Source organism: Amycolatopsis sp. TNS106 (genome assembly GCF_019330265.1).
Classification (GTDB): domain Bacteria; phylum Actinomycetota; class Actinomycetes; order Mycobacteriales; family Pseudonocardiaceae; genus Amycolatopsis; species Amycolatopsis lurida.
Map to the genome: position 1 here is coordinate 6989297 of NZ_CP024972.1, position 25989 is coordinate 7015285.

A 25989-nucleotide genomic window follows, 5' to 3' on the forward strand; every position below is an offset into this window, starting at 1 on the left:
TCGTCCGTCCAATCACGCGAGTCGTCCGTCTGATCACGCGAGTTCGCCTTCCGATCACGCGAGTTACGCGTTCAATCACGCGAGTTACGCGTTCGATCACGCGAGTTACGTCCCCGATCACGCGAGTTCCGGCCCTGACCACGCGAGGGCGCCGTTTCCGCACAGGGAGCCAGTGTGCGTGGATGGCGAACTCGCGTGACTGGACGGACGACTCGCGTGCTCAGACGGACGGCACGCGTGATTGCACGGCGAACTCGTGTGATCGGGGGCGTAACTCGCGTGGCTGGGGACGTAACTCGCGTGATTGGGCGCGGAACTCGCGTGATCGGGGGCGTGAGACGATGCGTTCGGGTCCGGGAGGGGGTCAGGTGGACGTTCTGGCGATCGATTTCGGTACCTCCAGCACGGTGGGGGTGCTTTCGATCCACGGCAGGGGGACGCAGGTCGTCGAGATCGACGGGTCGGTGACGATGTCGTCCGCGATCTACGCCGACAAGGACGGCACGGTCTTCGTCGGCCGTGACGCCGAGCGCCGGGCCCGGCTGGATCCGAGCCGGTTCGAGGCGAATCCGAAGCGGCGCATCGACGAGGGCGCCCTCCAGCTCGGTGACGTCTCGCTTCCGATCGCCGACGCCTTCGCCGCGGTCCTGCGCCGGGTCGGCGAAGAGGCCGAGCTGCTCCTGCAGCGTCCGCCCGCCCAGGTGCGCATCTCGCATCCCGCGGGCTGGGGCCCCGATCGCAAGCAGATCCTCCGCGACGCCGCGCTCAAGGCCGGTTTCGGTACGGCGACGCTCATTCCCGAGCCGGTCGCCGCCGCCGCGCATTACGCCTCCCTCGGCAACGGTCACCGGCCGCCCGGCCCGATCGCGGTGTACGACCTCGGGGCGGGCACCTTCGACTGCGCGGTGGTCGGTGTCAGCGCGCAGGGGTTCGCCGTGCTGGCCGAGGACGGCCTGCCCGATCTCGGCAGTCTCGACATCGACCAGGCACTCCTGGTGCACATCGGCCGCGAGGTTTCGCATTCCGAACCCGCGCGCTGGCAACGGATCCTGCGCCCGCAGTCGGTCAGCGACCGCCGGACGCGCCGGTCGTTGCTGCAGGACGTCCGTGACGCCAAGGAAAGCCTGTCCCGCCACCAGCAGACCGAGATCCCGATGCCGGAGCCGTTCGGCGACGTGCGGGTGACGCGGATGGAGCTCGAGGCGCTCGTCCGGCCGAGTTTCCTGCGCAGTGCCGAGCTTCTGGCCACCACGATCCGCCGTGCCGGGCTGTCCCCGGACCGCCTCGGCGGCGTCTACCTCGTCGGCGGGCCGAGCCGGATGCCGTTGCTGGCGAGCCTGCTGGCGAATCAGCTCAGGATCGCGCCGACGACGCAGGACCAGCCGGAGACGGCGGTCGCGTTCGGGCTGCTCCACGTGCCGGCCGGTGGCGAGGATTCCCAGCTGACGGTGCCCGCCTTCGCGCCGGTCGCGCCGCCGGTGCACCAACAGCCGGCCCAACAACCGGTGCAACAACAGCCGCCGCGCCGCCCGCAACCACCGCGTTGGACACCGCCACCGCCACCGCCGGGCCGGAACTGGCAGAAGCCCACGGCCTACGGCGTCGTCGTGCTCGCTCTCGCGGCGATCGTGACGACGATCGTCCTGCTCAGCGGCGGCGGAGACGAGCCGGTCGCCGGACCGGCGCCGGCGAAACCGGGCGGCTGCGCTCAGCCGGGAGCGAAGGACGCGCAGGGGTTCACGGACTGTCTCCGCCGGATCGCTGCCGTCATCCCGCAGCGGGACGATTGCCGGGACGCACCGGACGCGGCCGCCACGGTGGGCGCGGCTTCGGCGGTCACCTGCGTCTTCAAGGACGGCAAGGGGTCGAACGCGATCAACTACTACCAGGGTGTCGCGATGACCGGCCTGGAGGACGGCGTCCGGCAGCGCATGACCAGGGGCAAGCCCGTAGAGGGCACTTGGGCGGCCGACGGGCTCCGGGGGCGCTACTTGGCGGGGGTGGGCACGCGAAGCGGCATCGTGCTCTTCGGCACCGAAGACGCGCCGTTGAGCGCGATGCTCGTCTCGACCCGCAGCGACGGCTCCGCACGGACGACCGCGGAGATGGTCGAGTTCTTCACGGCGCAGCTCAAGCCTTGATCAGTGCAGGGTGCCCGCCGGGGTCGAGAGATCCTCGGTCACCGAAAGCGCGGTCTCCACGATGATCTCCAGCGCCTCGGCCGCGCGGTGCACGGCCAGGCTCGGCGAGGTCGTCCGCGCGGCCTGCTCGGGCGTGTACGGCACGTGCACGAAACCGCCGCGCACGCCCGGGAAGTCGTTGTCCAGCAAGTGCATCAGCCCGTAGAAGACCTGGTTGCACACGTAGGTCCCGGCGGTGTGCGAGACGGACGCCGGAAGCCCTGCGGCCTTGATCCCCGTGACACACGCCTTCACCGGCAGCGTGGTGAAGTACGCGTTGGGCCCGCCGGGGATCACCGGGACGTCGACGGGCTGCGAGCCCGCGTTGTCCGGGATCCGGGCGTCGATCAGGTTGATCGCGACCCGCTCCGGGGTGACGTCGGGACGCCCGCCCGCCTGCCCGACACAGATCACCAGTTCCGGCCGGTATTCGTCGATCGCGTCGCGCAGGGTGACCAGCGAACGCGAGAAAACGCACGGCAGTTCGACGGCGACGGTGTCGTGCCGACGGCCGGTGAGCAGGGAAACCGCCTGCCACGACGGGTTCACCCGCTCACCGCCGAACGGTTCGAAACCGGTGAGGAGCACTGACGTCATGCCCTCACCCTAACGTGTGACGCGCTTCAGGCGGCCGGCTTGAGGTCCCCCGGGTAGAGGAACTCGGGCGCCGGTTTGGTGTTGCCGTAGAACCACGCGTCGAAGAAGCCCTGGAGGTTCTTGTGCGCGACGCGTTCGGCGAACTTCTGGAACTCCGGCAGGCTCGCGTTGCCGTCGCGGTGGAGGGCGGGCCACGTCTTCAGAATGCGGTCGAACGCCGCCGCGCCGATGTAGTTCTTCAGCGCGTGCAGCGCCACCGGGCCCTTCGAGTACACGTAGGTGAACTCGTTGCCGGGCCCCATGTCGTACAGCTTCCCGGCCCAGAAGCGGTCCGTCGCCTTCTGCACGGCGTTCAGGTAACGCGCCTTGAGGTCCTGGCCCGACTTCGCCTCCGACCACAGCCATTCCGCGTACGAGGCGAAGCATTCGTTGAGGCAGACGTCCTTCCATTTGTCGACGGCGACCGAGTCGCCCCACCACTGGTGGGCGTTCTCGTGCACGATCGTCGGGACGTTGCCCGCCGCGCCCGAGTAGATCGGCCTGCTCAGCGTCTCCAGCGAGAACCCGATCGGCTCGGCGAGGAAGATGCCGCCCGCCGCGTCCACCGGGTAGCGCCCGAACTTCGACGCCAGGAAGTCGGTGATCTCCGGCAGCCGCGCCTCGGCCTGCTTGGTCGACGCGGGGGTGCCGGGGGCGTAGGCGTTGACGACCGGGGTGCCGTCGGACAGTTTCGTCCGCTCGAACTCCCATTTGTCGATCGCGACCGTCGTCATGTACGGCACGGCCGGGGTCTCTTCGGCCCAGACGTAGGTGGTGTCCTTCCCCGAAGCGAACTTCCCGCGCTCGCGGCCGTTCGAGATGACGCCCCATTCCGAGGGGACGGTGACGGCGAGATGGAAGGTCGCCTTGTCCCGCGGGGTGTCGTTGACCGGATACCAGGTGGTCGCGGACCTCGGCTCGCCCGCGACGAACGCGCCGCCGGATTTCGCGTACTGCCAGCCGTTCTCGCCCAGCGCCGGATCCTCGATCGGCTGCGGGACACCGTGATAGGCGATCTCGGCGGTGAACCGCTCGTGGTTCCGCAGCGGACGCGCCGGGGTGATCACGAGTTCGTGGTCACCGGTGCGGGTGAAGGTCGCCTTCCGCCCGCCGACCTTGACCGAGTCGACGGTCAGCCCGTGCAGGTCGAGGTTGAACGAGCTCAGCGCCTGGGTGGCCCGGCCGGTGATCGTCTGGAGGCCGGTGAGCTGTTTGGTGGCGGGCGCGTAGCCGATTTTCAGGTTGTAGTCGGCGACGTCGTAGCCGCCGTTGCCGTCCTGCGGGTAGTAGCTGTCGCCCGCGCCGTCGGCGCCGGGTGTCCCGGTGCCGGCGAGGGCGGTCCCGCCCCCGAGGACACTCGCGGCCAGAACGGCGGCGATGACGGCCGTACTCCGGTACCTCATTCACGCTCCCAGTCGATCGGCGGTGACTCGGTCACGAACGTAGCGCCGTGACCTGGGCCGTCCGCCCGGAAAGATCCTTCGTGCCCGGATAATCCCCACTTCCGTCGCCTGAACGGGGTCCGGAGTCCGAGAGCACGCTCTGAGAGACACAGCCTGGACGGGCTATCCGTTCGTGGCTTCTGGAAAGCTGGGGGTCGTGCGTGTGACGCTGCTGGGCCCGGTCGGAGCGGAGGCCGGTGACGGCACCCCGGTCGACATCGGCGGTGCCCGCCTCCGCATGCTCTTGGCCAGGCTCGCGCTGGAGCCCGGCCGCGCCGTCCCGGCGACGGCCCTCATCGACGGTCTTTGGGGCGCGGAGCCGCCCGCCGACGCGGCGAACGCGCTGCAGTCCCTGGTCTCGCGGTTGCGCAAGGTCCTGCGTGCCGACGACGTCGCCCTCGGCTCCGGGCCTGGTGGTTACCGCCTGGACCTCGTTCGCGAGGACGTCGACGTGTTCCGTTTCGAGCGGCTGGCGGCCGAGGGCCGCGCGGAACTGGCGGCCGGACGGGACGCCGGTGCGGCCGCCATTCTCACCGAAGCTCTCGGTCTCTGGCGTGGTCAGGCGCTGTCCGACGTGCTCGAAGCCCCTTTCGCGCAGGCGCCGGCGACCCGGCTGGAGGATCTGCGCCTGGAAGCCGCCGAAGACCGTTTCGAGGCGGAGATCCGGTCGGGCGGGCACGACCGGGTGCTCGCGGATCTCAAGGAGGCGGCCACGCGGCACCCGCTGCGTGAACGGCTCGCCGGGCTGTGGATCCGGGCGTTGTGCGCGGCGGACCGGCAGTCCGACGCCCTCGCCGTCTACGAGGACGTCCGGGCGGCGCTGGCCGATCAGCTCGGCGTCGACCCGTCGGCCGAGCTCCGGGAGATCCATCTCGCCGCGTTGCGCGGTGAACTCGGCCCGCCGCCCGCGGTCGCCGATCATCTCCCGGTCCGGCTGACGAGTTTCGTCGGCCGCGACGACGAGCTGAAGCTGGTCGCCGAACTTCTCGCGGGGGCGCGGCTGGTGACGCTCGTCGGGCCCGGCGGCGCCGGGAAGACGCGGCTGGCCACCGAGGTCGCGACGCGGCATCCGGCGCACGCGCGCGGTCGCGTCTGGTTCGTGCCGCTCGCCGGCGTGCGCGACCCGGGCGACCTGCCCGGCGCGGTCTTCGCCGCGCTGGAGCTGTGGGATCTCGGTCTTTCGCACGGCGGAGATCCGATGCGCCGCCCGGTGGACGCGCTGGCCAGGGCCGTGGAGACGCTCGGCGCCGGTGAATCGGTGCTGCTGCTGGACAACTGCGAGCATCTGGTCGACGCGGCCGCGGAGCTGGCGAACACCCTGCTGCGCCGCGTGCCGGCTCTGCGCATCCTCGCGACGAGCCGTGAAGCGCTGGCCATCGACGGCGAGACGCTGTGCCCGCTCGGGCCGCTGTCCGTCCCGGAAGGCACCCCGACCGTTTCCCAGGCGGCCGAGGCCGGCGCGATCCGGCTGTTCGTCGACCGGGCGGTGGCCGTCCGCCCGGACTTCGTGCTGGACGAGTCCACTGTGGACGGCGTCGCGCAGATCTGCCGCAGGCTGGACGGGATGCCGCTGGCGCTGGAACTGGCCGCCGCGCGGCTGCGGTCGATGACCGTCGCGCAGATCTCGCAGCGCCTGGACGACCGGTTCCGCCTGCTGACCTCCGGCAGCCGGACCGCGTTGCCGAGGCAGCGCACGCTGCGGGCCGTCGTCGAGTGGAGCTGGGACCTGCTCGACGACGCCGAACGCGTGCTCGCCAGGCGGCTCTCGGTCTTCGGGGCCGGTGCCGAGGTGGAAGCGGTCGAAAGCGTCTGCGCCGGTGACGCCCTGCCCGCCGAAGACGTCCTGTACGTGCTCGGCTCGCTCGTCGAGAAGTCCATTGTGGACGCCGTCGCCGGAGACCACGGCGAGCCGCGGTACCGCATGCTGGAGACCATCCGCGCCTACGCGGCGGAACGTCTCGACGAGGCCGGGGAGCGGGAACCGCTGACGAAGGCCTACCACCGCTATTACGCCCAGCTCGTCGAACGGCTGGAGCCGATGCTGCGGACGGCGGAGCAGCTCGTCGCCATCTCACGCTACGACGCGGAACACGGCAACATCGTGACAGCGCTCCGGCAGGCCATCGACGGCGACGACGTGGAAATGGCGTCGCGACTGTTCGGCAGCACCTTCTGGTACTGGCTGGTCAAGGGCGACAGCGACCGGGGCGAGTCCTTCGTCGACGAAGTGCTCACCTTCGGGGACCGCCTGGACGACGACTTCGCGGCCGCGTTCCGGGCGATGCGGGCGATCACCGGCATCGTGCCGGGCGTCGGCGATCCCGACGCCGTGCGGGAGCTCGTCGACGACTGTGTGCGGACGAACGCGCACACTCGGTTCGCCGGGCTGGCGATCGGCCTGCCCATGCTGGCCTTCTTCAGCCAGAACAAGGAACTGGCGCACCGGGAGGCGGAACGGGCGCTGGCGAGCCCGGACCCGTGGGCCAGGTCGGCGGGGTCGTGGGCGCACAGTTTCATCCTCGCCGACGACGGCGACCTCGACGGCGCGGACCGGGCCAGGGACAAGGCCTACGAGGGGTTCACGGCCGTGGGCGACCGCTGGGGCACCGCGATGGCCGTGGGCATGAAGGCGAGCGACATCTCGATGTCGGGCGATCACGACGCCGCGCTCGCGCTGTACCGGCGAGGCCTGGCCCTCGCGCTCGAACTGGGGTCGCAGGACGACGTGATCCAGCAGCGCTGGCGGCTCGCGACGGAGTACGCGCGGGCCGGGGACCTCGAGACGGCGATGCGCGAGATGCGCGACGCGGAGCGCTACGCGATCGACACGGGCAACGACCAGCTCGCGGTGATGGTGCTGGTGGGCAAGGCGGATCTGCTCAGCCGCGCCGGACGGATCGACGAGGCACGCGCGGTCGGCGCCCGGTTCCGTGAGCTCATGGCGACGGTGCCGATGCCGGGGATGTTCGGCGACGAGTTCGGTGGGTACATCGACACGGAGATCGCGCTGGCCGCCGGAGATCTGGACGGGGCGGAGCGCGGTGCCGCGATCGTCGTGAAGTCCACCGCGGAACGCGGCGACATGCCCGATCTGGGCCGGATCGTCGAGGTCTGCGGCCTGATCCGATTCCGGCAGGGAAAGCCGGAGACGGCGGTCCGGCTGCTCGGCGCGGCGAAGCTGCTGCGCGGCAGGCTGGACCTCGGCGAACCCGGCATCCGCCAGCTCATCGACGACCTTCGCGAGCATTTCGGCGAGCAGCGTTACGAAGAACTCCTCGTCCAGGACGCCGGCCTGTCGCGACCGGACCTGGTCGCCTGGATCCGCCAGGAAGCGAGCGCGTGAAGGCCCCCTTCCCTCGGCTCAGCCGAGGGAAGGGGGCCTTCACGCGCGTTCCCCTGACCCCCGTCAGACGCGCTTCCGGTAAGCCCAAGTGGCGAGCGGGAAGAAGACCGCGACCGCGGCCGCCATCCAGATCAGCGCCCCGGTCAGCGGCCCGGCGACCGGTCCGCCGTTCATCAGCCCGCGCAGGACGTCGGACATCTGCGTCACCGGGCTGATGTCCGCCCACGCCTTCAGCCAGCCCGGCATGGTGCTCGTCCCCACGAACACGTTGCTGCCGAAGGTCAGCGGCATCAGCACCACGAACATCAGGCCCTGCACCGCGCCGGGGCTTTTCACCAGCATCCCGACGAACACCGAAGCCCAGCAGAACGCGAGCGCGAACGCGATGACGAGCACGATCGCCAGCGCGAACTCGGCCGGTCCGGTCTGGATCCGGTAGCCCATGATCGTCGCGACGACCATCAGGACGACCAGGCACACCAGGTACCGCACGATGTCGGCCAGTACGGCGCCGATCAGCGGTGCGGACCGCGCGATCGGCATGGCGCGGAACCGGTCGAACACGCCCTTCGTGACGTCGGTGTTCAGCTGAACGCCGACGGTCATGCTGGCCTGCAGGATGTTGAACACCATGATGCCGGGCACGATCATCTGGAGGTAGTCGTCGATGCTCGGGGCGAGCGCGCCGCCGAACAGATAGACGAACATGACCAGGAAGATGATCGGCGCGATGGTGACGTCGGCCAGCTGTTCCGGGTTCTTGCGGATCTTCAGGACACCGCGCCAGGCAAGGGAAAGCCCGTGCCGCACGCTGCTCGACGGGGAAACGCGCCGTGGTGGCGCGGGCATCGCGATGGTCGTCATACCAGGCTCCCTTCCGGAGTGGTGTCCTTTGTGGACTCGTCGGTCTTCTTGCCGGTCAGCGCGAGGAACACCTCGTCGAGGCTGGGCAGCCGCAGCGCCAGCTCGTCCGCGGTGATCCCGGCCTCGTCCAGCTTGCGGACCAAAGTGGACAGCAGGACCGGGTCGGCGACGGGCGCGGTGAGCAGCCCGGTGTCGTCGTCCCGGTTCGGCCGGACGCCGGTGAGCCCGGCCAGGATGCGCTCGACGGCGTCGAGGTCGGCGAGCGCGGACGGCCGGACCTGCAGCGTCTGGCCGCCGGTCCGCCGCTTGAGCTCGTCGGCGCGCCCGTTCGCCACGACGTGCCCGTGGTCGAACACGGTGATCGTGTCGGCCAGCTGGTCGGCCTCCTCCAGGTACTGGGTGGTGAGCAGCACCGTCGTGCCGTCGGCGACCAGCGTCCGGACCACGGCCCAGACCTCGTTGCGGGCGTGCGGGTCGAGCCCGGTGGTCGGCTCGTCCAGGTACAGCACCTTGGGACGCCCGACCAGGCTCGCGGCGAGGTCGAGCCGCCGCCGCATCCCGCCCGAGTAGGTCTTGATCGCGCGGCCGGCGGCGCCGGTCAGCTCGAACCGCTCCAGCAGGTCGGCCGCGCGCTTCTTCGCGTCCGCTCGCGAGAACTCCAGGAGCCTGCCGAGCAGGACGAGGTTCTCCGTACCGGAAAGGTCCTCGTCGACCGACGCGTACTGCCCGGTCAGCCCGATCATGCTCCGGACCGCCATCGGGTTCTTCACGACGTCGTACCCGAAGACGCTCGCGTGGCCGCGGTCCGGCCGGATCAAGGTGGCCAGGATCCGGACGGCGGTCGTCTTCCCCGCGCCGTTCGGCCCCAGCACCCCGACCACCTTGCCCGCCGGGACCTCCAGATCGACCCCGTCGAGCGCCTTCGTCTCCCCATAGTGTTTGACCAGGCCCTCGGCCCTGATCGCGTGAGTCATCGTTTCCTCCTGTGGATCTCGCCCCGCCGACCAAGGTGCACCCGGTGCCTGGCAGACCGCGCACAGTGCGCTGGCAGCGGCTGACAGGACCTGATAAGCGCTGGTAGACGCGGTGTGAGGAGGTTGTGAAGGTGTTGTGGAGACGGCCGCCAAGACGCTCTTGATCGGCATACTCGACGGCATGGTGATCGAAGAACGCGTGGTGCCCCGAGGCGCCGGGCGAAAGCTGGTCAGCGGGCTGCTCATCGGGGCGGTCGTGCCGTTCGCGGTGCTGACGGCGTTGCGGCTGGTGGGCTACGACGGCAACACGTACACGATCGCGGCGCTCGCGCTCACGCCGTACGCCGGGATCGCGACGCTGATCCTCGGCGTCCTCGCGCTGGGACTCCGCCGCTGGTGGACCGGAGTGGTCGCGCTGGTGCTGACCTGCACGATCGCGGCCCTGGTCCTTCCCCGCGCGTTCGCGAACGAACAGAAGGCGCTCGACGGGAAACACGTGCGCGTGCTGGCGTCGAACATGCTCGGCGGGCAGGCGGACCCGGACCGGATCGTCGGCTACGTGAAGGAGCACCGGGTCGACGTCCTGAGCCTGACCGAGATGACGCCCGAGGCGATCACCGGGCTCGAACGGGCCGGGCTGTTCCAGGTCCTGCCCTACCACGTGCTGCACCCGGCCGAGTGGGCGTCGGGCTCCGGGCTGGTGTCGAGGTATCCCCTCACACCGCTGAAGCTGAGCGGCAATTCGGACTACAAGCAGCCCAGCGCGAGCGTGGACCTCGGGGACGGCGTCCGGATCGAGGTCGTCGCGGTCCATCCGGCGGCGCCGATGTGGGATCGGCACGCGTGGGTCGGCGAGGCCAAGGACCTGCCGTACGCCGACGCCGAGCACGACATCCGGATCCTGGCGGGCGACTTCAACGCGAGCCTCGACCACGCGCTCTTCCGCGAGCTGCTGACCAGGGGATACGTGGACGCGGCCGATCAGCTGGGGAAGGCGTTGGCGGGGACCTGGACGAACGGGCTGGTGCCGCCGGTGCCGATCGACCACGTGCTGGCGGACAAACGGACGGCCATCGCGGACTTCAAGGTGCTGGAGACGCCGGGCAGCGATCACGACGCCGTCTACGCGGAAATCGTCCTGCCCGGAAAGTGACCTTCCGCTGGCAGGCTTCCCGCTCATGAAGAAGCTCTGGGGAGTGCTCGCGCTTTCCCTGGTCGCGGCGTGCGTCCCGGGGCAGTTGCCACCGTCCGAGGCGAAGAGCGCGCTGGGTTTCGCCGCCCGGCCCGGTGAGGCACGGTCCCTCGGCCTCCAGGACCCGGTCACCGAGATCCAGCGGCTGTTCCGGCCGGGGCCCGGCCGGACCGGAGTGGCGCTGGCCCGCGCGGGCGGGAACGTGATCGGCGTCGGCTTCCGGGAGTTCCCCGGGGAAAGCCGGTGGGAACCGATCGCCTGGGTGTCCGGGGACGAAGGCCGCAGTGTGCGGGAGATCGTGCTGCCGCAGGACAGGCCGGGGCATTGGGCGCCGGCGGCGATCGCGGCCGACGGCGATCGGGTTCTCGTGGCCGGAGCCCTCGGCGGCGACGTACGGGTATGGGCCTCCGGCGACGCGGGCACTTCCTGGACGGTGTCGCCGGTGCACGTGCGGGGAAGCGACCTCTGGTTTTCCACGGTGCTCCGGACAGGCGGGAAATGGCTGCTGGCCGGGGGTTCCGCGGCCGGGGCGCTGATCGTGACCGGCGAGCCCGGCGCCTGGGAGACCGTTTCCCTCGGGGACGGCCGGATCCTCGGCGGAACCGTCGACAAGGCGGGTGAGCCGGTGTTGTTCGGCGACCGCACCGAGTGGGACCGGGCCCGGACCTCGAACCGGTCGTGCCTGGTGGTGTGGGTCGCCGACGGCGGCTGGCAGCGGGGTGAGCTGGGCTGCCCGGCGGATCGGCTCATCGCCGCGGCGACCCTCGACGACGGGCGGGTGATGCTGAAAGGCGACCGCGACCTGTGGATCCGCCCTAGCTGAGCAGCGCGTCCAGCGCCCTGAGCGTTTCCAGGCCGTTGCCTGCCAGTGAAACGCCGCGGCCGTGCCGGACCTTTGGCTCGCGCGGGTTGATCCGGACCAGCGCGCCGGTCGCGGCGCTGGCCAGCTCCGAGTACCGCCGCACCGTCGGCACGGCCTGTCCGGCGCCGAGTTCCACCACCACGAGGTCGCGATGCTCGCGACGCCACGCGTTCAGCTCGTCGAGCTGGGCTTGGCTGCGCTGACCGAGCCAGTCGTAGTCGCCGAACATCAGGATGTTGGGCCGGGCGAGGCCGCCACAGCGTGGACAGGACGGCAACGGCTCCGGCGCGCGCATCGTGTCCTCGTCGATCGGGACGTCGATGTCGTCCGCGGGCCAGATCTCCTTGGTGCACCTGGCGAGGCACTGCAGGTGGTGGATGGACCCGTGCGCCTCGGCGACCCGGGAGTAGCCCGCCTTCTGGAACTGTCCGTCCACATTGGACGTGAACGCGCGCGTGCCGCCCGGTGTGCGCGCTCCCCAGGACCGCAGGAGACGGAACCCGTCGTGCGGGACGGTGGCGCGGTACAGCGCGAGCCGGTGCCCGTAGAAACCCCAGGCCAGCTCGGGGTCTTCGGCGAAATGCCGCGGGTCGGCCAGTTCGACGAAGCTGATGCCCAGCCGCTCGTACGGCGGATACGCCTTCCAGAAACCTTCGTCGCCCCGGAAATCGGGCAGGCCGGAGTCGACACCCATCCCGGCACCGGCGCAGACGAGCAGCGCGCCGGCGCCGTCGATCAGTTCCGCGGCTCGTTCGAGCTCACTCACCCGGCTTCGAAGCCTGGACGACCTCGAATTCCAGCAGATTCGCGCCGGTGGAGACCGGCTTCGCGCGCTCGCCCGCGTGCGCCTCACGCGCCGGGCCGGACGCCCACGCCTGGTACGCCTCTTCGGACTCCCACTTGGTGTAGACGAAGTAGCGCGACTCGCCGGAGACCGGGCGGAGCAGCTCGAAGCCGAGAAAGCCGGGCTGATTGTCGACGGCGTGCAGCCGCGCGGCGAACCGCTTCTCCAGCTCGGGGCCTGCGCCTTCGGGGACCTCGATCGCGTTGATCTTCACGACAGCCATGCCGCCAGCCTACGACGAAACTCTTTTGCGCCGCGATGTGATGCGTGGGACCTTCCAGAGGATGGCTGACACCAAGATCCTCATCTCCGGGGCGAGCGTCGCCGGGCCCGCACTGGCCTTCTGGCTAGCCCGGTACGGCTTCCAGGTGACCGTCGTGGAGCGCGCGCCTTCGCTGCGCCCCGGCGGCCAGGCCGTCGACCTGCGCGGAACGGCCAAGGAGGTCGCGCGCCGGATGGGCCTGGACGAACGCATCCGCGCCGCCTGCACGGACACGAAGGGCGAGACGCTCGTCGACCGGAAGAACCGCACGAGGGCCACGATCCGCGCCGACGACTTCGACGGTGACGGCGTCGTCGCCGAGATCGAGATCCTGCGCGGCGACCTGACCGAAGTGCTCTACGAGGCGACCAAGGAGACGACGGAGTACGTCTTCGGCGACCGGATCACCGCGCTGGACGAGCGGGCCGACGGCGTCGACGTCACCTTCGCCGTCGGTGCCCGGCGGACCTACGACATGGTCATCGGGGCGGACGGGCTGCATTCGGGAGTGCGGGCGCTGGCCTTCGGCGAAGAGTCCAGGTTCGTCCGGCATCTGGGCTCCTACCTGGCGTTCTTCACCGTGCCGAACCGGCTGGGCCTGCGGAACTGGGCCGTCGGTTACGACGACGTCGGCCGGTCCGCCGGGATCCGCGCCATCCGCGACGGCGACGAGGCGATGGCCTACTTCGGGTTCGCCGCGGAGAAGGTGGACTACGACTATCGCGACGTCGAGGCGCAGAAGGCGCTGGTGCGCGAGTTCGCGGCCGGGATGGAGTGGGAGGCGCCCTGGCTGCTGGACCGGATGGACGAGGCCCCCGACTTCTACTTCGATTCGTGCGCCCAGGTGATCATGGAGTCCTGGTCGCGTGGCCGCGTCGGGCTGCTGGGCGACGCCGCTTTCTGCCCCTCGCCGCTTTCCGGGCAGGGCACGAGCCTGGCGTTCGTCGGCGCGTACGTCCTCGCCGGGGAACTCGCCGCCGGTCTCGACACCGGGCTCAAGCGCTACGAGGCGGTCATGCGCGAGTTCGTCGAGAAGACGCAGGAGATGGGGCGGGAGAACGCGGAGTCGATTTTCGCGAAATCGCGTACCGCGCTGCGCATGCGCTACGTGATGATGCGGGTCATGCGGCTCAAGCCGTTCGCCGCGCTGGCGTCGCGGAAGATGCGGGACGTGGTGAACGGCATCGACCTGCCGGACTACCCCGCCTCTCGCATTTAGGTGACTAAACGCGGGGCCGGGCACACGATCGCCCCGCGGGCCGTGTCGCGAAAGCCACTTTCGAGACGCTGGATGTCCCGAAAGTGGCTTTCGCGACATCCAGTGTCCCGCCCCCAGCGTGCGAACCGGGAAGGGTTGCGAAAGCCACTTTCGCAACCTTGAGCGTTGCGAAAGTGGCTTTCGCAACGCTCTCGCGTCGGGAGCGACCGCGCCGGACGCATTTAGGTGACTAAATGCGTGGGGGTCAGCCTCGCAGGGTCCCCGGCAGCAGCTCGGCGTCCGGCGGGATCGTCGTGCCGTGGAACCACGCGTCGAAGAACGGCCGCAGGTTCTGCTCCGAAAGCTTGATCGTGAACGCCTCGAAGTCCGCCCAGGAGGCGTTGGCGTTGCGGTACGCCGCCGGCCATTCCTTCAGCAGGCGCGTGAACGCTCCTTCGCCGATCTTCCGCCGCAGCGCGTGGATGGCCAGGATCCCCTTGTCGTAGACGCCATGGAACTCCTGCCCGGCCCCCATGCCGACCAGTTTCGGGGTCCAGAAATCCTGGCTGCCGCGCATGATCTCGAGGGCGGCGCGGTAGCGGTCGTCCAGGTTCTCGTTGTCCCGCGACTCCTGCCACAGCCATTGCGCGTACGACGCGAGGCATTCGTTGAGGCAGATGTCGGACCACGATTTCAGCGTCACCGAATCGCCGAACCACTGGTGCGCGGTTTCGTGCACCACGGTGATCAGGTCGGCCCATTTCGCGTAGGTCGGCCTGGTCTGGGTCTCCAGCGAGAAATGGATGTCCTCGTCGAGATAGATGCCGCCCGCCGCGTCCACCGGATACGGCCCGAACTTCGAGCTCAGGAAACCGATGATCTCCGGCAGCCGCCTGCCGGTGTCGCGCCGGTCCTCGGCGCCCGGCGCGTACGCGTTGACCACCGGGGTCCCGTCCGGGAGCGCCATCCGGTCGACGGTGAACTTGTCGATCGCCACCGTGGTCAGATAGGAGGCCACGGGCGTGCGCTCCTGCCAGGACGTCGTGGTCCAGCCGTTGGCCGCGGTCTTCTGGATCTCACGCCCGTTCGAGATGACGGTCCAGCCGTCCGGCACCCGTGCGGTGAGGGTGAACATCGCCTTGTCGCGCGGGGTCTCGTTGACCGGATACCAGAACGACGCCGAATGCGGCTCGCCGACGATGAACGCGCCGCCGTCCTTCGACTTCTGCCAGCCGTTCTCGCTGCCGCCCGCCTTGGGCGTCGCCGACGGGTCGCCGCCGTAGACGATCTTCGTGCGGAAGACGGTCCCGTTCCGGATCGGCTCGGCGGGCGTCACCACCAGTTCGAATTCGCCCTCGCGCGCGAACTTCGCCGGTTTCCCGTCCACTTCGACGGATTGCACGGTCAAGCCGCGTAAGTCCAGGTTGTACCGATCGAGGTCCTGGGTCGCGTTCGCGATCACCGTGGTGTCGCCGTCGAGCCGCCCTTTCGCGGGGTCGTACGTGATCCCCACTTGGTATTCGGTCGCGTCGTAACCGCCGTTCCCGTCCATCGGGTAGTACGGGTCGCCCGCGCCGGAAGCGCCGGGAGCCGGGTTCATCGGCGGCGGCGGTGGGGGCGTGGCCGGCGGCGGATCGGCGGTGCAGCCGATAATCAGGGCGCAGACGGCCCCCAGTACCAGACCGGCGGCGGGGACACGGCTGCGCATGGAGGGGAGCTTAGTGGTGATCCAGCGCGACGGGTTGATCACTTTCGGCGGTGACGGGCCGCCGATCGTCCTTCTGCACGGGTTGATGGGCAGGGCGACGACGTGGTGGCGGGTCGCGCGAAGGCTCGAGCCGTACGGGCGTGTCCACGGTCTCGACGCGCGAGGTCACGGGCGCGGTCCGCGCGGCGGGCCATGGCGCACCGAGCGGTTCGCCGACGACGTCGCCGCGGTGCTGCGGACCTTCGGCGAACCCGCCGTCCTGATCGGACATTCGATGGGTGGCCTGCACGCCTGGGTCACCGCGGCCACGTATCCCGAGCTCGTCCGCGCCGTGGTCTGCGAGGATTTCGCGCCGGACCAGCGCGGCCGGACCGTGGACACCTGGCGCGGGTATTTCGAATCGTGGCCGGTCCCGTTCCGCTCATTGGCCCACGTTCGCGAGTTCTTCGGCGACACCGGCGACTACTTCATCGAATGCGTCGAGGAGCGCGAAGACGGCTACCACCTGATCGCGTCCCTCCCGGACCTGTACGAGATCGCGGCCGAATGGGGCAGGCGCGACTTCTGGGAATTCGTCGAACGCGTGAAATGCCCGCTGCTCGCGATCGAAGGCGAACGGACCGCGATGCCCCACGGCCAGCAGGCCGAGCTGGCCGCACGCGTGCCCGGCGGCCTCGGACGGCACATCGTCGTCCAAGGCGCCGGGCACGTGGTGCACGACGAAGCGCCGGAGACCTACCTCGGTGCGGTCGAAGCGTTCCTCTCCGACGTCCTCGGTCAGCCCTTCGCGAGCTGAGCGTCGATCCAGGCGCGCAGCCGCGCCTCGCCCGGGTAGCCGATGTTCCGCGAGGACGGCAGCTCGGCGGCGTTGCGGACTCCGACCAGCGTCGGGAGGTAGCGGATGTTGTACCGGGTGGACAGGTCCCGGCTCTGGTCGACGTCGACCTCACCGAGCAGGAACCGGCCGCCGTATTCACCGGCGAGCCGTTCGATCACCGGCTTCATCTGGCGGCACGGCGGGCACCAGGTCGCGCCGAAGTCCATGATGACCAGTTTCTGCCGCGAGATGTTCATGACCTCGGCGTAGTTGGCCGACGTCACCGTCATCACGTTTTCCGCCGCCGGCGCGGCCGAAGCCACGCCATTGCCGAAACCGGTGATGAGCGCCAGCACGCCGGCCAGCACGCAGACGAACCGTTTGCACTTGGACAAGACGATCTCCTTTCAGGACGAAGACCAGGTCGGCAAGCCGTTCGCGACCCAGTCTTCGATGCCTTCGCGGTATTTGCGGACGTTCGTGTACCCGAGCTCCAGCAGCCGCCGCCCGACGAATTCACTGTTGCGGCACGGCGTGTTCGCGCAATAGACGACGATCTCGGCGGCCTTGTCCGGCAGCACTTCCGGTGCCAGCCGATCGGTGAATTCGGCCGCCCGTTCGTACGGGAAACCCGGAATGTTGCGTGCCTCCGGAAGATGTTCCTTCGAGAAATAGGCGACCGGCATCGTGTCCACCACGACCACCGATCCGGACTCCATCCGGGAGAGCAGTTCCGTACGGGTGATCAACGGCAGCATGGTGCCCCTTCTTTCGGCGACCGTGATTGACGATTCCCATCGTCGGGGCGCTCGCGGGACACGCTCTAGTGCCGCATCGGCATGCCGAAGGGTTATCCGGCGGTCAGCCTGCCGTGGCGGTGCAACCAGGCTCGGTACGGCGCCGTCCGCCCGGCGAGCCGCCAATATCCGGCCCTCGCCGAAGCGGCGAGTTCCGGGACACCGGGCGCGCACCGGCCGTCCTCCCGCCAGGCCAGCACATGCCGCACGCTCATCGGCGCGCCCACGAGCGGCCGGATGGCCAGCCCGTCCGCCGACGGCCGGGTCGGCTGGATCAGCCCGACGCCGTATCCGCCGCTGACCAGGTCCTCCCGTGTGGTGTCGATGTCGGCGTCGTGGGTGATCCGGGGGTCGAAACCGTGCGCCAGGCACATTTCGCGGAAGACCACCCGGCAGCCGTCGCCGCCGCTCGACACGATCCAGTCCTCGCCTGCCAGCTCGGCGAGTTCGATCTCCTCTTCGGCGGCGAGCGGGTGCTCCGCGGGGATCGCCACGAACGACGGCTCCTCCACCAGCGTCATGGTCCGCACTTCCGGCGGCACCGGAAGGCCGCGTCCGCCGCAGATCATGATCAGCGCGAGGTCGATGCCGCGGTTCGCGACCTGCGCGAGCAGCCGCGTGCGGGAGGTGTCCGCGCGCGTGCGGAACGGCTCGCCCGGGCGCAGGTCGCGCAGTCCGCCGAGCAGCGAACCCGTGATGGCGCTGTCGTTCCAGCCGATCCTGATCGATTCGCCCGTCTCGGGTTCCTGCCGGTGGAAGTCGTGCTCCAGTTCGTCGAAGGTGAGCACGATCGCCCGCGCCCGCCGCAGGATCAGGGCGCCGAGTTCGGTGGGCCGCACCCCGTGCTGGTCGCGGTGGAACAGCGGGCCGCCGACCATGCGCTCGATCCGGCGCAGCTGGTGGCTGAGCGCGGGCTGCCCGAGCCCCAGCCCGGCCGCGGCCCGGTTGAGGCTGCCGGAGGCGGCTATCTCACAGATCACGCGAAGATGCCGAACCTGAATCTCCATGACTTCGTATACCGCGACCCGTTCGCGCCCGGCACCCCCGAAAGTCGAGACACCCGATTTCTCATAACCCGGTGACAACATTCGGTGGCAATACCCGTGCCAGCCGGCCGTGGCTACGTTCGGTCGACGCCCCGCATATCACGCGAATCAGGAGCCGTCTTGCCGCGACCATTGCCGCTCACGGAGCATTGCGCTGATCCGCTGGCGCGAGCCGAACACGTTTGCCTGGGTGTCAGCCCGTTCAACAGCCATTTCACGGTGGACCGTATCGCCGATCTCGCCCGCTGGGCCATGTCGGCCTTTCGCGGTTTCCATTTCTTCGTCCCCGACGGCCCGTCCGCCTTCACCCTCGAAGCGCTCGGCTACGACCCGGTGCGCGCCGCGCAAAAGGCACAGCGACAGGGCAATTACACCCGGAACAAGATCGTCCGCGCGCTGGGGCAGATCTGCGTGCCGGATCCGCACGCCTTGATCCTGGACGCAGCGGCGCTCGAAGCCGACAGCGCGTACCTCGGCCTGCTTTCCGAGGCACACCACCGATTCGCCACCGACCCGGAGTTCGCCGAGCAGTGCCTCGGCGCCACGGGCTGGGTGCTGGACCGGCGGCTGCCCGAGGGCGAACATCCCACGCGCGACCAGTTGCGCAGCGCGGTCCGGTACTTCCTCGCCGAGTTGCCGATGTTCGTCGGCACCGTCGCCGTGGCCGGGGTCGGCAGCTCCGTGTTCGCCTATCACCAGCGGGTCGCCTTCCTCGAACGGCTCTACCGCGGCGAACTCTCGTGGCGGCCGCTGCCCGGCCAAGGTTTCGTCGTCCTCGAACAAGCCGTCCCGGAACGAGTGGAGTGACCGTGGAACACGACGACTTCTCCCTCCGCCGGGTACCCGCCGACCGCCGCTACTCCTGGATTTCCGTCGCGTTGCAGCGATTCGGGCAGGTGTCCTCGTTCCACCAGTTCCTGCTCGGCGCGGTGCTCGGCTTCGGCATGACCTTCTGGGAAGCGGTACTGGCCATCACGATCGGTTCGGTGCTGCTGGAGATCATCACCATCCTGATGGGCGTCGCGGGCACCCGGGAGGGGCTTTCGACGTCGGTACTCGCGCGCTGGACCGGATTCGGCACCGGCGGGTCCTCGCTCGTCGGTCTCCTGATGACACTGAGCCTGGCCGGCTGGTTCGGCGTGCAGAACGACGTTTTCGCCCACGGTCTCCATGCCTTGATGGGCGGCCCGCCGGTGTGGGTGTGGGCGCTCGCGGGCGGCGCGCTGGTCACCGCGATCGTCGTGTTCGGCTTTCACGCGATGGCCTGGACGGCCTATCTGACGGTGCCCGCTTTCCTCGCGCTGGCGGGGTTTTCGATCGTCTCGGCCCTCGGTGATCATTCGCTGCCCGCGCTGATGGCCGAGCCACCGCCGGGACCGTCGATGTCGCTGGCACAGGGCACCACGCTGGTGGCGGGGGCGTTCATCATGGGCGCGATCATGACGCCGGACATGACCCGGTTCAACCGGACCGCGTCCGACGTGGTGAAGCAGACCCTGGTCAGCGTCACCCTCGGCCAGTACCTCATCGGCCTGATCGGGGTCCTGCTCGCGCACGCGGCGAAAAGCGCCGACGTGGTCGGGATCATCACCTCGTCGTCCGGTGTGCTCGGCACGCTGATCCTGGTCACCGCGATCCTGAAGATCAACGACTGGAACCTCTATTCGTCCTCGCTCGGGCTGGTGAACACCGTGCAGGTGCTGCTGTCCCGGCGGCTGGACCGCACCACCGCGACCCTGCTGCTCGGCGGTCTCGGCACGGTGCTCTCCGCGATCGGCATCCTCGACCACTTCACCACCTTCCTGACGTGGGTCGGCGTGCTCACGCCACCGGTGGCCGGGGTGGTGATCGCCGAGTACTACGTGGTCCGTCGCTGGAAACCGGAGCTGGACGCCACCCGCGCGTCCGGAGAGCTGCCGTCCACCTGCCCGTCCTGGGTTCCGTCCGCGCTGATCTGCTGGGTGGCCGGGGCGGCGGTGGGGGCCTGGCTGCCGTGGGGAATCCCCACCGTGAACTCCGTTTTGGGTGCTTTCCTCCTGTATATTCTGCTCGGCAGACGGACCGCGGCCGCGGTGTCCTCCACGGCCATGACTTCTTCCGGCGGGTCGAAAACCCGTTCGTGACCAAGGAGTTCGACGTCGTACAGCTGGATGTCCACCACCTGCGGGTGATCAGGGCGATCGCGGACACGGGAAGCCTTTCCCGGGCCGCGATCGCGCTCGGTGTCACCCAGCCCGCGGTTTCCGCGCAGCTCAAACGGCTGGAGAACATGCTGGGCTACCGGTTGTTCGACCGGTGCGAGGGCGGCGTGACCCCGACGCCGATGGGCGAACTGTTGTTACGCCGCACCGCCGCTTTGCTGCCACAGCTGGACAAACTGCTCGAAGACATCGAGCAGCGCGTCTGCCCCAGCGGTCCGCCCGACGTGGTCCGGGTGGTGGCGGTGGCCAGCGCGCTGGTGGCGCGTCTGCCCTCGCTGGTGACCGGATTGTGGCCCGAGGTCTCCGAGGTGCAGGTCGTGCACGACGACCACCCCGAACGACTGCTGCCGCTGCTGGCGCAACGGCGCGCGGAATTGGGGCTGGTCAAGGATTATCCGGGATACGAGCTCGAAATCCCCGCGAACGTGGACACCGCGGTGGTGGTGACGGAGCCGACCTTCGTCCTGCTGCCGGAGTTCCATCCGCTGGCGCGCGAGAAGGTCGTCGACCTGCGTGACCTGCGGGACGAAGCGTGGGTGACGGTGTCCGATTCGTCGGCGGCCACGTTCACCAAGTACTTCGCCGACACCTGCGCGCGGCACGGCTTCAGCCCGTCGTTCACCCATCAGGTGACTTCGCAGCAGGTGGCGCTGCTGGTGGTCAAGGCGGGCGCGATCGGGCTGTCACAACCGATCTGCGATCCGGGGAACCACGGCATCGTGCCCCGGCCGCTGCGCGGGGACGTGTTGCCGCGCAGGCACATTCTCGCGTGGAACAGGGAGACCTTCGTAGCGGGACGGCGGGAGGAACTGCTCTCCGCCGTGGTCGAAGCGTACTGGGCCGAAGCGAGGACCGCGCCCGTCTACGCCGAGTACCTGGACGGAAACGCGTGACCTGCTGGGCGAACGGACCGGCAGAGCCACGAAGACTCGTGAGTGGTAAGGACGGTTAGAACCGTCCTTACCACTCACGAGGCCTTACATCCCGGGAAACAGGAGTTCGTCCGGCGGCCGCACCGTGCCGTCCAGCCAGGCCTGGTTGAACTCGCCGAGCTCGCGCTGCGTCATCGCGGAGACGTAGAGCTCGAAGTCGTGCCAGTTCTGGTTTCCCTGCGGATTGATCATCGGGAAGCCCGCCATGATCTGGAAGAACGCGTCGTCGCCGATGTGACGGCGCAGCGCGTGCACCATCAGCACCGCCTTGGCCGTCGGCGCGAATTCGGCACCCTTGCCGGGATCGGTGAGCTTGGGCGCCCAGAAGGCCGGGTCGTCGCGCACCTCGGCCACCCTCTCCCGGTAGCGGCGATCCAGGTCGGCACCGTTCTTGGCCTCGTCCCACAGCCAGACGGCGTACCGCGCGACGGATTCGGGCATCAGTGCGTCGCGCCACATCTTGCCGCTCACCCCGGCTCCCCACCATTGGTACGCGACGGCGTACACCAGATCGGCGATGGTGGCCGTGCGGCCGTACACCGGCCGGGTCTGCGCGCCGTGCGTGTAGCCGAGGGAGCGGTCGAGGAACAGCCCGCCCGCCGCCGATTGCGGGTAGTCGCCGAACTTCCCGGTGAGGAATTCCAGGACCTCGGGCAGCCGCCCGCCGATCTGCCGTTTGTCCACGGCGCAGGGGTGGTAGGCGTTGACCGCCGTCCGGCCACCGGGAAGAGTGATCCGCTCGACCTCCCAGCGCCCGATGCCGAGCATCGCCGTGCTCGGCGCGAGGGCGGTCTCCTCCGACCAGGTGACGGTGTGCCGTCCCGGGCCCGCGGGTACGTCGGAGACCTGGGAACCGTTGCCCAGTACGGAGAATTCGTTCAGGACGGTGACGGAGACGTGCAGGGCCGCCTTGTCGGCTTCGGTGTTGTTGACGGGGAACCAGGTCATCGCCGAACGCGGCTGCCCGGTGGCCACGGCGGAATCGCCGTAAGCGGCGAGCCAGCCGACCCGGCCACGCGCGGTGGGGATCGGTTCCGGCCGGCCGTCGTACTCGACCACCACGGTGAACGGCCTGCCTTCGGCCACCGGGGTCCGCGGGGTGATCACCAGCTCGTGCTCGCCCGCCCGCCGGAACGTGGCGGCCACGCCGTCGACGGTGACCGATCGGACGGTGAGCCCGCGCAGATCGAGGTCGAACCGGCTGAGGTCCTGAGTAGCCGTCGCGGTGATCGTCGCCCTGCCGCTCAGCAGCATCGAGTACGGCGCGTACTGCAGCGCGAGTGAGTACTTTCCGACGTCGTAACCGCCGTTGCCGTCCTCCGGGTAGTAAGGATCGGGGCCGAGGACGGTCCCGTCGGGCGAGACGTGCACGTATCCGTCGCTGCCGGGTGCCGGCTCGGCCGCCGCGGAAGCCGGGCAGGCGCCGATCATCGTGGTGGCGAGCAACGCGGTGCACAGTGGCTCCTGCCACCGAAGCCGCACTGTCATGAACGAGCCTTCTCTCTCAGGGGGAGGATGTCCGGTCATCGTGCGTACGTGCCCGCCGCGCGCGGCACTGCCAGCCGGTCATGCCGCCGGGTTATCCCGGCCGATAACCCCTCGGCATACCCGCCAGGGACTATCGCGTGCCGCGAGAGGGAGGAGATCGTCGAGGCATGCTGCCCCTCCCGGCGCTGCTCGCGCTGACGACGACGGTCTTCCTCGGCTGCCTCACCGAAGTGCTGCCCGCCGGGTTGCTGCTGGGCATGTCCGAGGATCTGGGTGTTTCCCCGTCGGCCACCGGGCAGCTGGTGACGGTCTACGCGATCACCACCGCGCTCACCGCCGTTCCGCTCACCGGCGCGACCCTCCGGGTACCGCGCAAACGCCTGCTACTGGCGCTGATCACAGGCTTCCTGGTCACCAACCTGGTGATCGCCGTGTCCTCGTCGTACCCGGTGATCCTCGCGGCGCGGGTCGTGTCCGGGGCGCTGACCGGGGTGATGTGGTCCCTCGTGGCCGGTTACGCGATGCGTCTCGCCCCGCCGGGACTCACCGGACGGGCGCTGGCCGTGGCCATGTCCGGCACGCCGGTCGGCTTCGCCCTGGGTGTGCCCGCCGGTACCGCGCTCGGCGAACTCGCCGACTGGCGCTGGGCGTTCGCCGTGATGGCGCTGATCACCGTGCCGCTGCTGGTCTGGGTGCTCGTCGCGGTGCCCGCTGTGCCCGCCGATCCGGCAGGTCCCACCCGCCCGCTGGCCGCGTCACGGCTGCCGGGAATGCGTCCCGTGCTCGCGACGGTGGCGCTGTTCTCGTTCGGGCACAACGTGGCCTACACCTACGTCGGACCGGTGCTCGCCGGTCTGGACGCGGAATCGTTGCTGGGCGCGGTGTTGCTGGTGTTCGGCTGTGCCGCGGTGGGCGGGATGGCCGCGGTCGGCTCCGCCCTCGACAGCCATCCGCGCGCGGTACTGCTGTCCTGCACCGCCGTCACCGCCGCCGCCGTCGTCCTGCTGGGGATCAGCGACGGTGTCCACGGTCTGGTGCTGATGGCCGCCGGACTGTGGGGCCTGGGGTTCGGCGGCGCGCCGACCGCTTTCCAGGCCGTCACCGCCTTGCTCGCGGGCCCCACGGCCGACGCCGCCCAGTCGCTCACGATCGCGGCCTGGAACGGCGCCGTCGCCGGTGGCGCGCTCATCGGCGGCCTGCTGCTGCCGCTGGGAACAGGGCTGCTCCCTTGGTGTGCCGCCTTGGTGATCTTGTCGCCGCTGCTGTTCAGCCGGCGAGTCGTGCTTTCAGCGCCCGGAGATCGGTGCCGGACCCGACGATGAGCGGCCAGACGTCGGAGCCGAGGAAACCGGTCTCGTCGGTCGCCGCGGTCGCGCCGCAGGTGTCGCGCTCCAGCCCGTGCCGTGCCGCCACGGCGGCGACCGCGTCCTTTGTGGACTGTCCGAACAGGCCGTCGGTCGGCACGGCGAAACCGCGTGCCCGCAGGAGTTCCTGTGCCATCCGCACTCGCGGCCCGCTGTCGCCGGGTTTGAGCAGCGGCCACTCCGGCAGATCAGCCTTCGGCGACGAGGTCCCCAGCAGCTTGCCGACCTCGGTGCGCAGCTCCGGAAGCCGGTTGTACAGCACGGTGCCCGGGCATTCGGTGGAGTTGAAGTCGCGGTGGCCCTTGATGAATTCCGGCGAGATCCCGTACTGCGAAGCCATGTACGCGACCAGCTTCACCAGCGAGTCCCAGAGCGCGGGCGTGACGTCCTCTGTGCTGTAGAGGCCTTCGTTCTCGATCCCGATGCAGGTGCTGTTGTTGTTGCCCACGTTCGCGCCCAGCACGTGCTGGGTCCCGCCACGCAGGATTTCCAGGCTGCGATGCCGTCCTTCGGTGATGTGCCCGCCGCGGCTGTTCGTGAACTGCTGGCCGGTGTCGATCCAGCCACGGGTGTCCATATGGAAGTTCTGGATGGAGCGCGACGCCCAGAAGGCGTGTTCGAGTGTGTAGTCGGTGACGTTCCCCGGCTCGACCGTGTGGTGCACGACGATGTACGTCGGTTTGTGGTTCTGCACCTCGATCGCGCCGTTCGGCGGCCGCGCGCTCCACGCGGCCGTGCCGTGGATCTTCGGTTCTGTCACCCCGGACGCCGCGTCGGCGGCGGAAATCGTTGCTGTCCCCAGTAGCCCGACGGCGCTTGCCGTCAGGCCGCCCTTGAGCGCGGTACGTCGGTCGAAGTCGGCCACGGGCGAAACTCCCATCATGCGCGTTGGCCGGAAAACTAACCCGCCATCGCGCCGATGACAACCATTGACCAACTTTTGTCGTAATGCGTTAGTGTTCGCCAGGGAGGGCGAACAGGCCGTCCCTGGTCTGTTCGAGCAACCCGTCCACCAGCAAGGAGTCGAGGCAGCGGTCGCGCTGTCCGGATTCGTGCCAGACGAGATCGAGCCGCGCCTTCTCGACCGGGCCTTCGCTGCCGCGCAGGACGTCGAGCAGCAATCCGCGCACCTGGCGGTCGGTGCCGGCGAACTTCTGGAGCTGCTTCGCGGGACCGGCGTACGCGGGCCTTCCCGCGTGCTGCCACGCGCAGTCGTCGTAGATCGGGCAGTCCGCGCAGCGCGGCGAACGCGCGGTGCAGACGAGCGCGCCGAGTTCCATCAGCGCGGCCGAAAGTTTCGCGGCGGGCGCGTCTTCCGCCGGCAGCAGGGCCTCGACGTCGGCCATGTCGCGGGTGTTCGAGGGCGGCCCGGCATCACCCGCGCCGTGCACCGCCCTGGCCACCACGCGCCGGACGTTCGTGTCCACCACCGGTGCCCGCTTGCCGTAGGCGAAGGCGGCGACGGCGCGCGCGGTGTACGCGCCGATACCCGGCAACGCGAGCAGAGTGTCCACATCGGACGGAACGACGTCGCCGTGTTCGGCGGCGATGACGGCCGCCGCGGCGTGCAGCCGCAACGCGCGCCGCGGGTAGCCGAGTTTGCCCCAGGCGCGCACGACCTCGCCCTGCGACGACGCCGCCAGAGCCGACGGTACCGGCCAGCGCGCCATCCATTCGAGCCAGATCGGCTGTACGCGCGCGACCGGTGTCTGCTGCAACATGATCTCGCTGACGAGCACACCCCAGGCGGTGCATTCCGGCTCACGCCAAGGGAGGTCGCGCCCCACCTCGTCGAACCACTCGGTCAGCACATCCGCGTCGACGCCCACCGGGCCAGCT

General features: G+C 69.6%; 23 protein-coding genes. 10 read left to right on the forward strand and 13 right to left on the reverse strand.

Annotation, left to right across the window (positions count from 1 at the left end; translation table 11 throughout):
• Positions 1 to 368: 368 nt before the first annotated feature.
• Positions 369 to 2141 (forward strand): Hsp70 family protein, encoded by a 1773-nt coding sequence (locus CVV72_RS32200; RefSeq protein WP_219147636.1) that lies wholly within the window; start codon positions 369 to 371, stop codon positions 2139 to 2141.
• Here the strand turns inward: CVV72_RS32200 and pcp are convergent, their stop codons facing one another.
• On the reverse strand, positions 2142 to 2777 hold the full coding sequence (pcp, locus tag CVV72_RS32205) for a pyroglutamyl-peptidase I (protein WP_219147637.1): 636 nt from the start codon (positions 2775 to 2777) through the stop codon (positions 2142 to 2144).
• Between the two features lie 26 nt (positions 2778 to 2803).
• The gene (locus CVV72_RS32210) at positions 2804 to 4219 is read right to left on the reverse strand and encodes a M1 family metallopeptidase (protein ID WP_219147638.1); all 1416 of its coding nucleotides are present in this window, start codon (positions 4217 to 4219) and stop codon (positions 2804 to 2806) included.
• A 196-nt stretch (positions 4220 to 4415) separates the two neighbouring features.
• Between CVV72_RS32210 and CVV72_RS32215 the strand changes: the two genes are divergently transcribed.
• Entirely contained in the window at positions 4416 to 7601 is a 3186-nt protein-coding gene (locus CVV72_RS32215; RefSeq protein WP_219147639.1) for a BTAD domain-containing putative transcriptional regulator, read from the forward strand.
• Positions 7602 to 7664: 63 nt separating this feature from the next.
• Here CVV72_RS32215 and CVV72_RS32220 read toward each other — a convergent pair whose 3' ends face one another.
• Complete coding sequence (locus tag CVV72_RS32220; protein WP_219147640.1) at positions 7665 to 8465, reverse strand: ABC transporter permease; 801 nt, start codon at positions 8463 to 8465, stop codon at positions 7665 to 7667.
• Positions 8462 to 9439, reverse strand: a complete 978-nt coding sequence (locus CVV72_RS32225; protein ID WP_219147642.1) for an ATP-binding cassette domain-containing protein — start codon at positions 9437 to 9439, stop codon at positions 8462 to 8464. Before CVV72_RS32225 ends, CVV72_RS32220 begins: the two co-directional genes overlap by 4 nt.
• A 136-nt stretch (positions 9440 to 9575) precedes the next feature.
• Here CVV72_RS32225 and CVV72_RS32230 point away from each other — a divergent pair, with 136 nt between their 5' ends.
• Positions 9576 to 10592 (forward strand): endonuclease/exonuclease/phosphatase family protein, encoded by a 1017-nt coding sequence (locus CVV72_RS32230; RefSeq protein ID WP_219147644.1) that lies wholly within the window; start codon positions 9576 to 9578, stop codon positions 10590 to 10592.
• Positions 10593 to 10617: 25 nt separating this feature from the next.
• Positions 10618 to 11454, forward strand: coding sequence for a hypothetical protein (locus tag CVV72_RS32235; protein WP_219147645.1), 837 nt, complete (start codon positions 10618 to 10620; stop codon positions 11452 to 11454).
• Here the strand turns inward: CVV72_RS32235 and CVV72_RS32240 are convergent.
• Positions 11447 to 12259: a Sir2 family NAD-dependent protein deacetylase gene (locus CVV72_RS32240; protein ID WP_219147646.1), complete on the reverse strand. Its 813-nt coding sequence runs from the start codon at positions 12257 to 12259 to the stop codon at positions 11447 to 11449. The two genes, CVV72_RS32235 and CVV72_RS32240, sit on opposite strands and share 8 nt — an antisense overlap.
• Positions 12252 to 12560: an antibiotic biosynthesis monooxygenase gene (locus CVV72_RS32245; protein WP_016337748.1), complete on the reverse strand. Its 309-nt coding sequence runs from the start codon at positions 12558 to 12560 to the stop codon at positions 12252 to 12254. The genes CVV72_RS32240 and CVV72_RS32245 overlap by 8 nt, the downstream gene beginning before the upstream one ends.
• A gap of 61 nt (positions 12561 to 12621) precedes the next feature.
• On the opposite strand from CVV72_RS32245, the gene CVV72_RS32250 reads away from it, so the two are divergent.
• Positions 12622 to 13818, forward strand: coding sequence for an FAD-dependent monooxygenase (locus CVV72_RS32250; protein ID WP_255632325.1), 1197 nt, complete (start codon positions 12622 to 12624; stop codon positions 13816 to 13818).
• A gap of 244 nt (positions 13819 to 14062) precedes the next feature.
• On the opposite strand, the gene CVV72_RS32255 is transcribed toward CVV72_RS32250, so the two are convergent.
• Complete coding sequence (locus CVV72_RS32255; RefSeq protein ID WP_255632327.1) at positions 14063 to 15505, reverse strand: M1 family metallopeptidase; 1443 nt, start codon at positions 15503 to 15505, stop codon at positions 14063 to 14065.
• On the opposite strand from CVV72_RS32255, the gene CVV72_RS32260 reads away from it, so the two are divergent.
• On the forward strand, positions 15504 to 16301 hold the full coding sequence (locus CVV72_RS32260; RefSeq protein ID WP_219147648.1) for an alpha/beta fold hydrolase: 798 nt from the start codon (positions 15504 to 15506) through the stop codon (positions 16299 to 16301). The genes CVV72_RS32255 and CVV72_RS32260 overlap by 2 nt on opposite strands.
• On the opposite strand, the gene CVV72_RS32265 is transcribed toward CVV72_RS32260, so the two are convergent.
• The 3 genes from CVV72_RS32265 to CVV72_RS32275 form a co-directional block, all read right to left on the reverse strand.
• Entirely contained in the window at positions 16283 to 16717 is a 435-nt protein-coding gene (locus CVV72_RS32265; RefSeq protein ID WP_034310116.1) for a co-chaperone YbbN, read from the reverse strand. The two genes, CVV72_RS32260 and CVV72_RS32265, sit on opposite strands and share 19 nt — an antisense overlap.
• A 12-nt stretch (positions 16718 to 16729) precedes the next feature.
• Entirely contained in the window at positions 16730 to 17080 is a 351-nt protein-coding gene (locus CVV72_RS32270) for a rhodanese-like domain-containing protein (protein WP_219147650.1), read from the reverse strand.
• A 92-nt stretch (positions 17081 to 17172) separates the two neighbouring features.
• Positions 17173 to 18126, reverse strand: coding sequence for a LysR family transcriptional regulator (locus CVV72_RS32275; protein WP_219147651.1), 954 nt, complete (start codon positions 18124 to 18126; stop codon positions 17173 to 17175).
• Positions 18127 to 18285: 159 nt separating this feature from the next.
• On the opposite strand from CVV72_RS32275, the gene CVV72_RS32280 reads away from it, so the two are divergent.
• Genes CVV72_RS32280 through CVV72_RS32290 form a run of 3 tightly spaced genes read left to right on the forward strand, consistent with a single transcriptional unit; the run spans position 18286 to position 21259 of the window.
• On the forward strand, positions 18286 to 18972 hold the full coding sequence (locus CVV72_RS32280; protein ID WP_034310123.1) for a tRNA-dependent cyclodipeptide synthase: 687 nt from the start codon (positions 18286 to 18288) through the stop codon (positions 18970 to 18972).
• A gap of 2 nt (positions 18973 to 18974) precedes the next feature.
• The gene (locus CVV72_RS32285; protein WP_219147652.1) at positions 18975 to 20288 is read left to right on the forward strand and encodes a cytosine permease; all 1314 of its coding nucleotides are present in this window, start codon (positions 18975 to 18977) and stop codon (positions 20286 to 20288) included.
• Positions 20285 to 21259 carry a LysR family transcriptional regulator gene (locus CVV72_RS32290; RefSeq protein ID WP_219147653.1) on the forward strand — a complete coding sequence of 325 codons (975 nt, stop codon included), beginning with the start codon at positions 20285 to 20287 and terminating at the stop codon, positions 21257 to 21259. Before CVV72_RS32285 ends, CVV72_RS32290 begins: the two co-directional genes overlap by 4 nt.
• An 84-nt stretch (positions 21260 to 21343) precedes the next feature.
• On the opposite strand, the gene CVV72_RS32295 is transcribed toward CVV72_RS32290, so the two are convergent.
• Complete coding sequence (locus CVV72_RS32295) at positions 21344 to 22786, reverse strand: M1 family metallopeptidase (RefSeq protein ID WP_219147654.1); 1443 nt, start codon at positions 22784 to 22786, stop codon at positions 21344 to 21346.
• A gap of 167 nt (positions 22787 to 22953) precedes the next feature.
• On the opposite strand from CVV72_RS32295, the gene CVV72_RS32300 reads away from it, so the two are divergent.
• The gene (locus tag CVV72_RS32300) at positions 22954 to 24108 is read left to right on the forward strand and encodes an MFS transporter (protein WP_219147655.1); all 1155 of its coding nucleotides are present in this window, start codon (positions 22954 to 22956) and stop codon (positions 24106 to 24108) included.
• Here the strand turns inward: CVV72_RS32300 and CVV72_RS32305 are convergent.
• Together CVV72_RS32305 and CVV72_RS32310 are read right to left on the reverse strand one after the other, a co-directional pair.
• A complete protein-coding gene (locus tag CVV72_RS32305; RefSeq protein ID WP_219147656.1) occupies positions 24053 to 25015 on the reverse strand; it encodes an N-acetylmuramoyl-L-alanine amidase in 963 nt (320 codons plus the stop codon). The two genes, CVV72_RS32300 and CVV72_RS32305, sit on opposite strands and share 56 nt — an antisense overlap.
• A gap of 88 nt (positions 25016 to 25103) precedes the next feature.
• Positions 25104 to 25979 (reverse strand): A/G-specific adenine glycosylase, encoded by an 876-nt coding sequence (locus tag CVV72_RS32310; RefSeq protein WP_219147657.1) that lies wholly within the window; start codon positions 25977 to 25979, stop codon positions 25104 to 25106.
• Positions 25980 to 25989 lie beyond the last annotated feature (10 nt).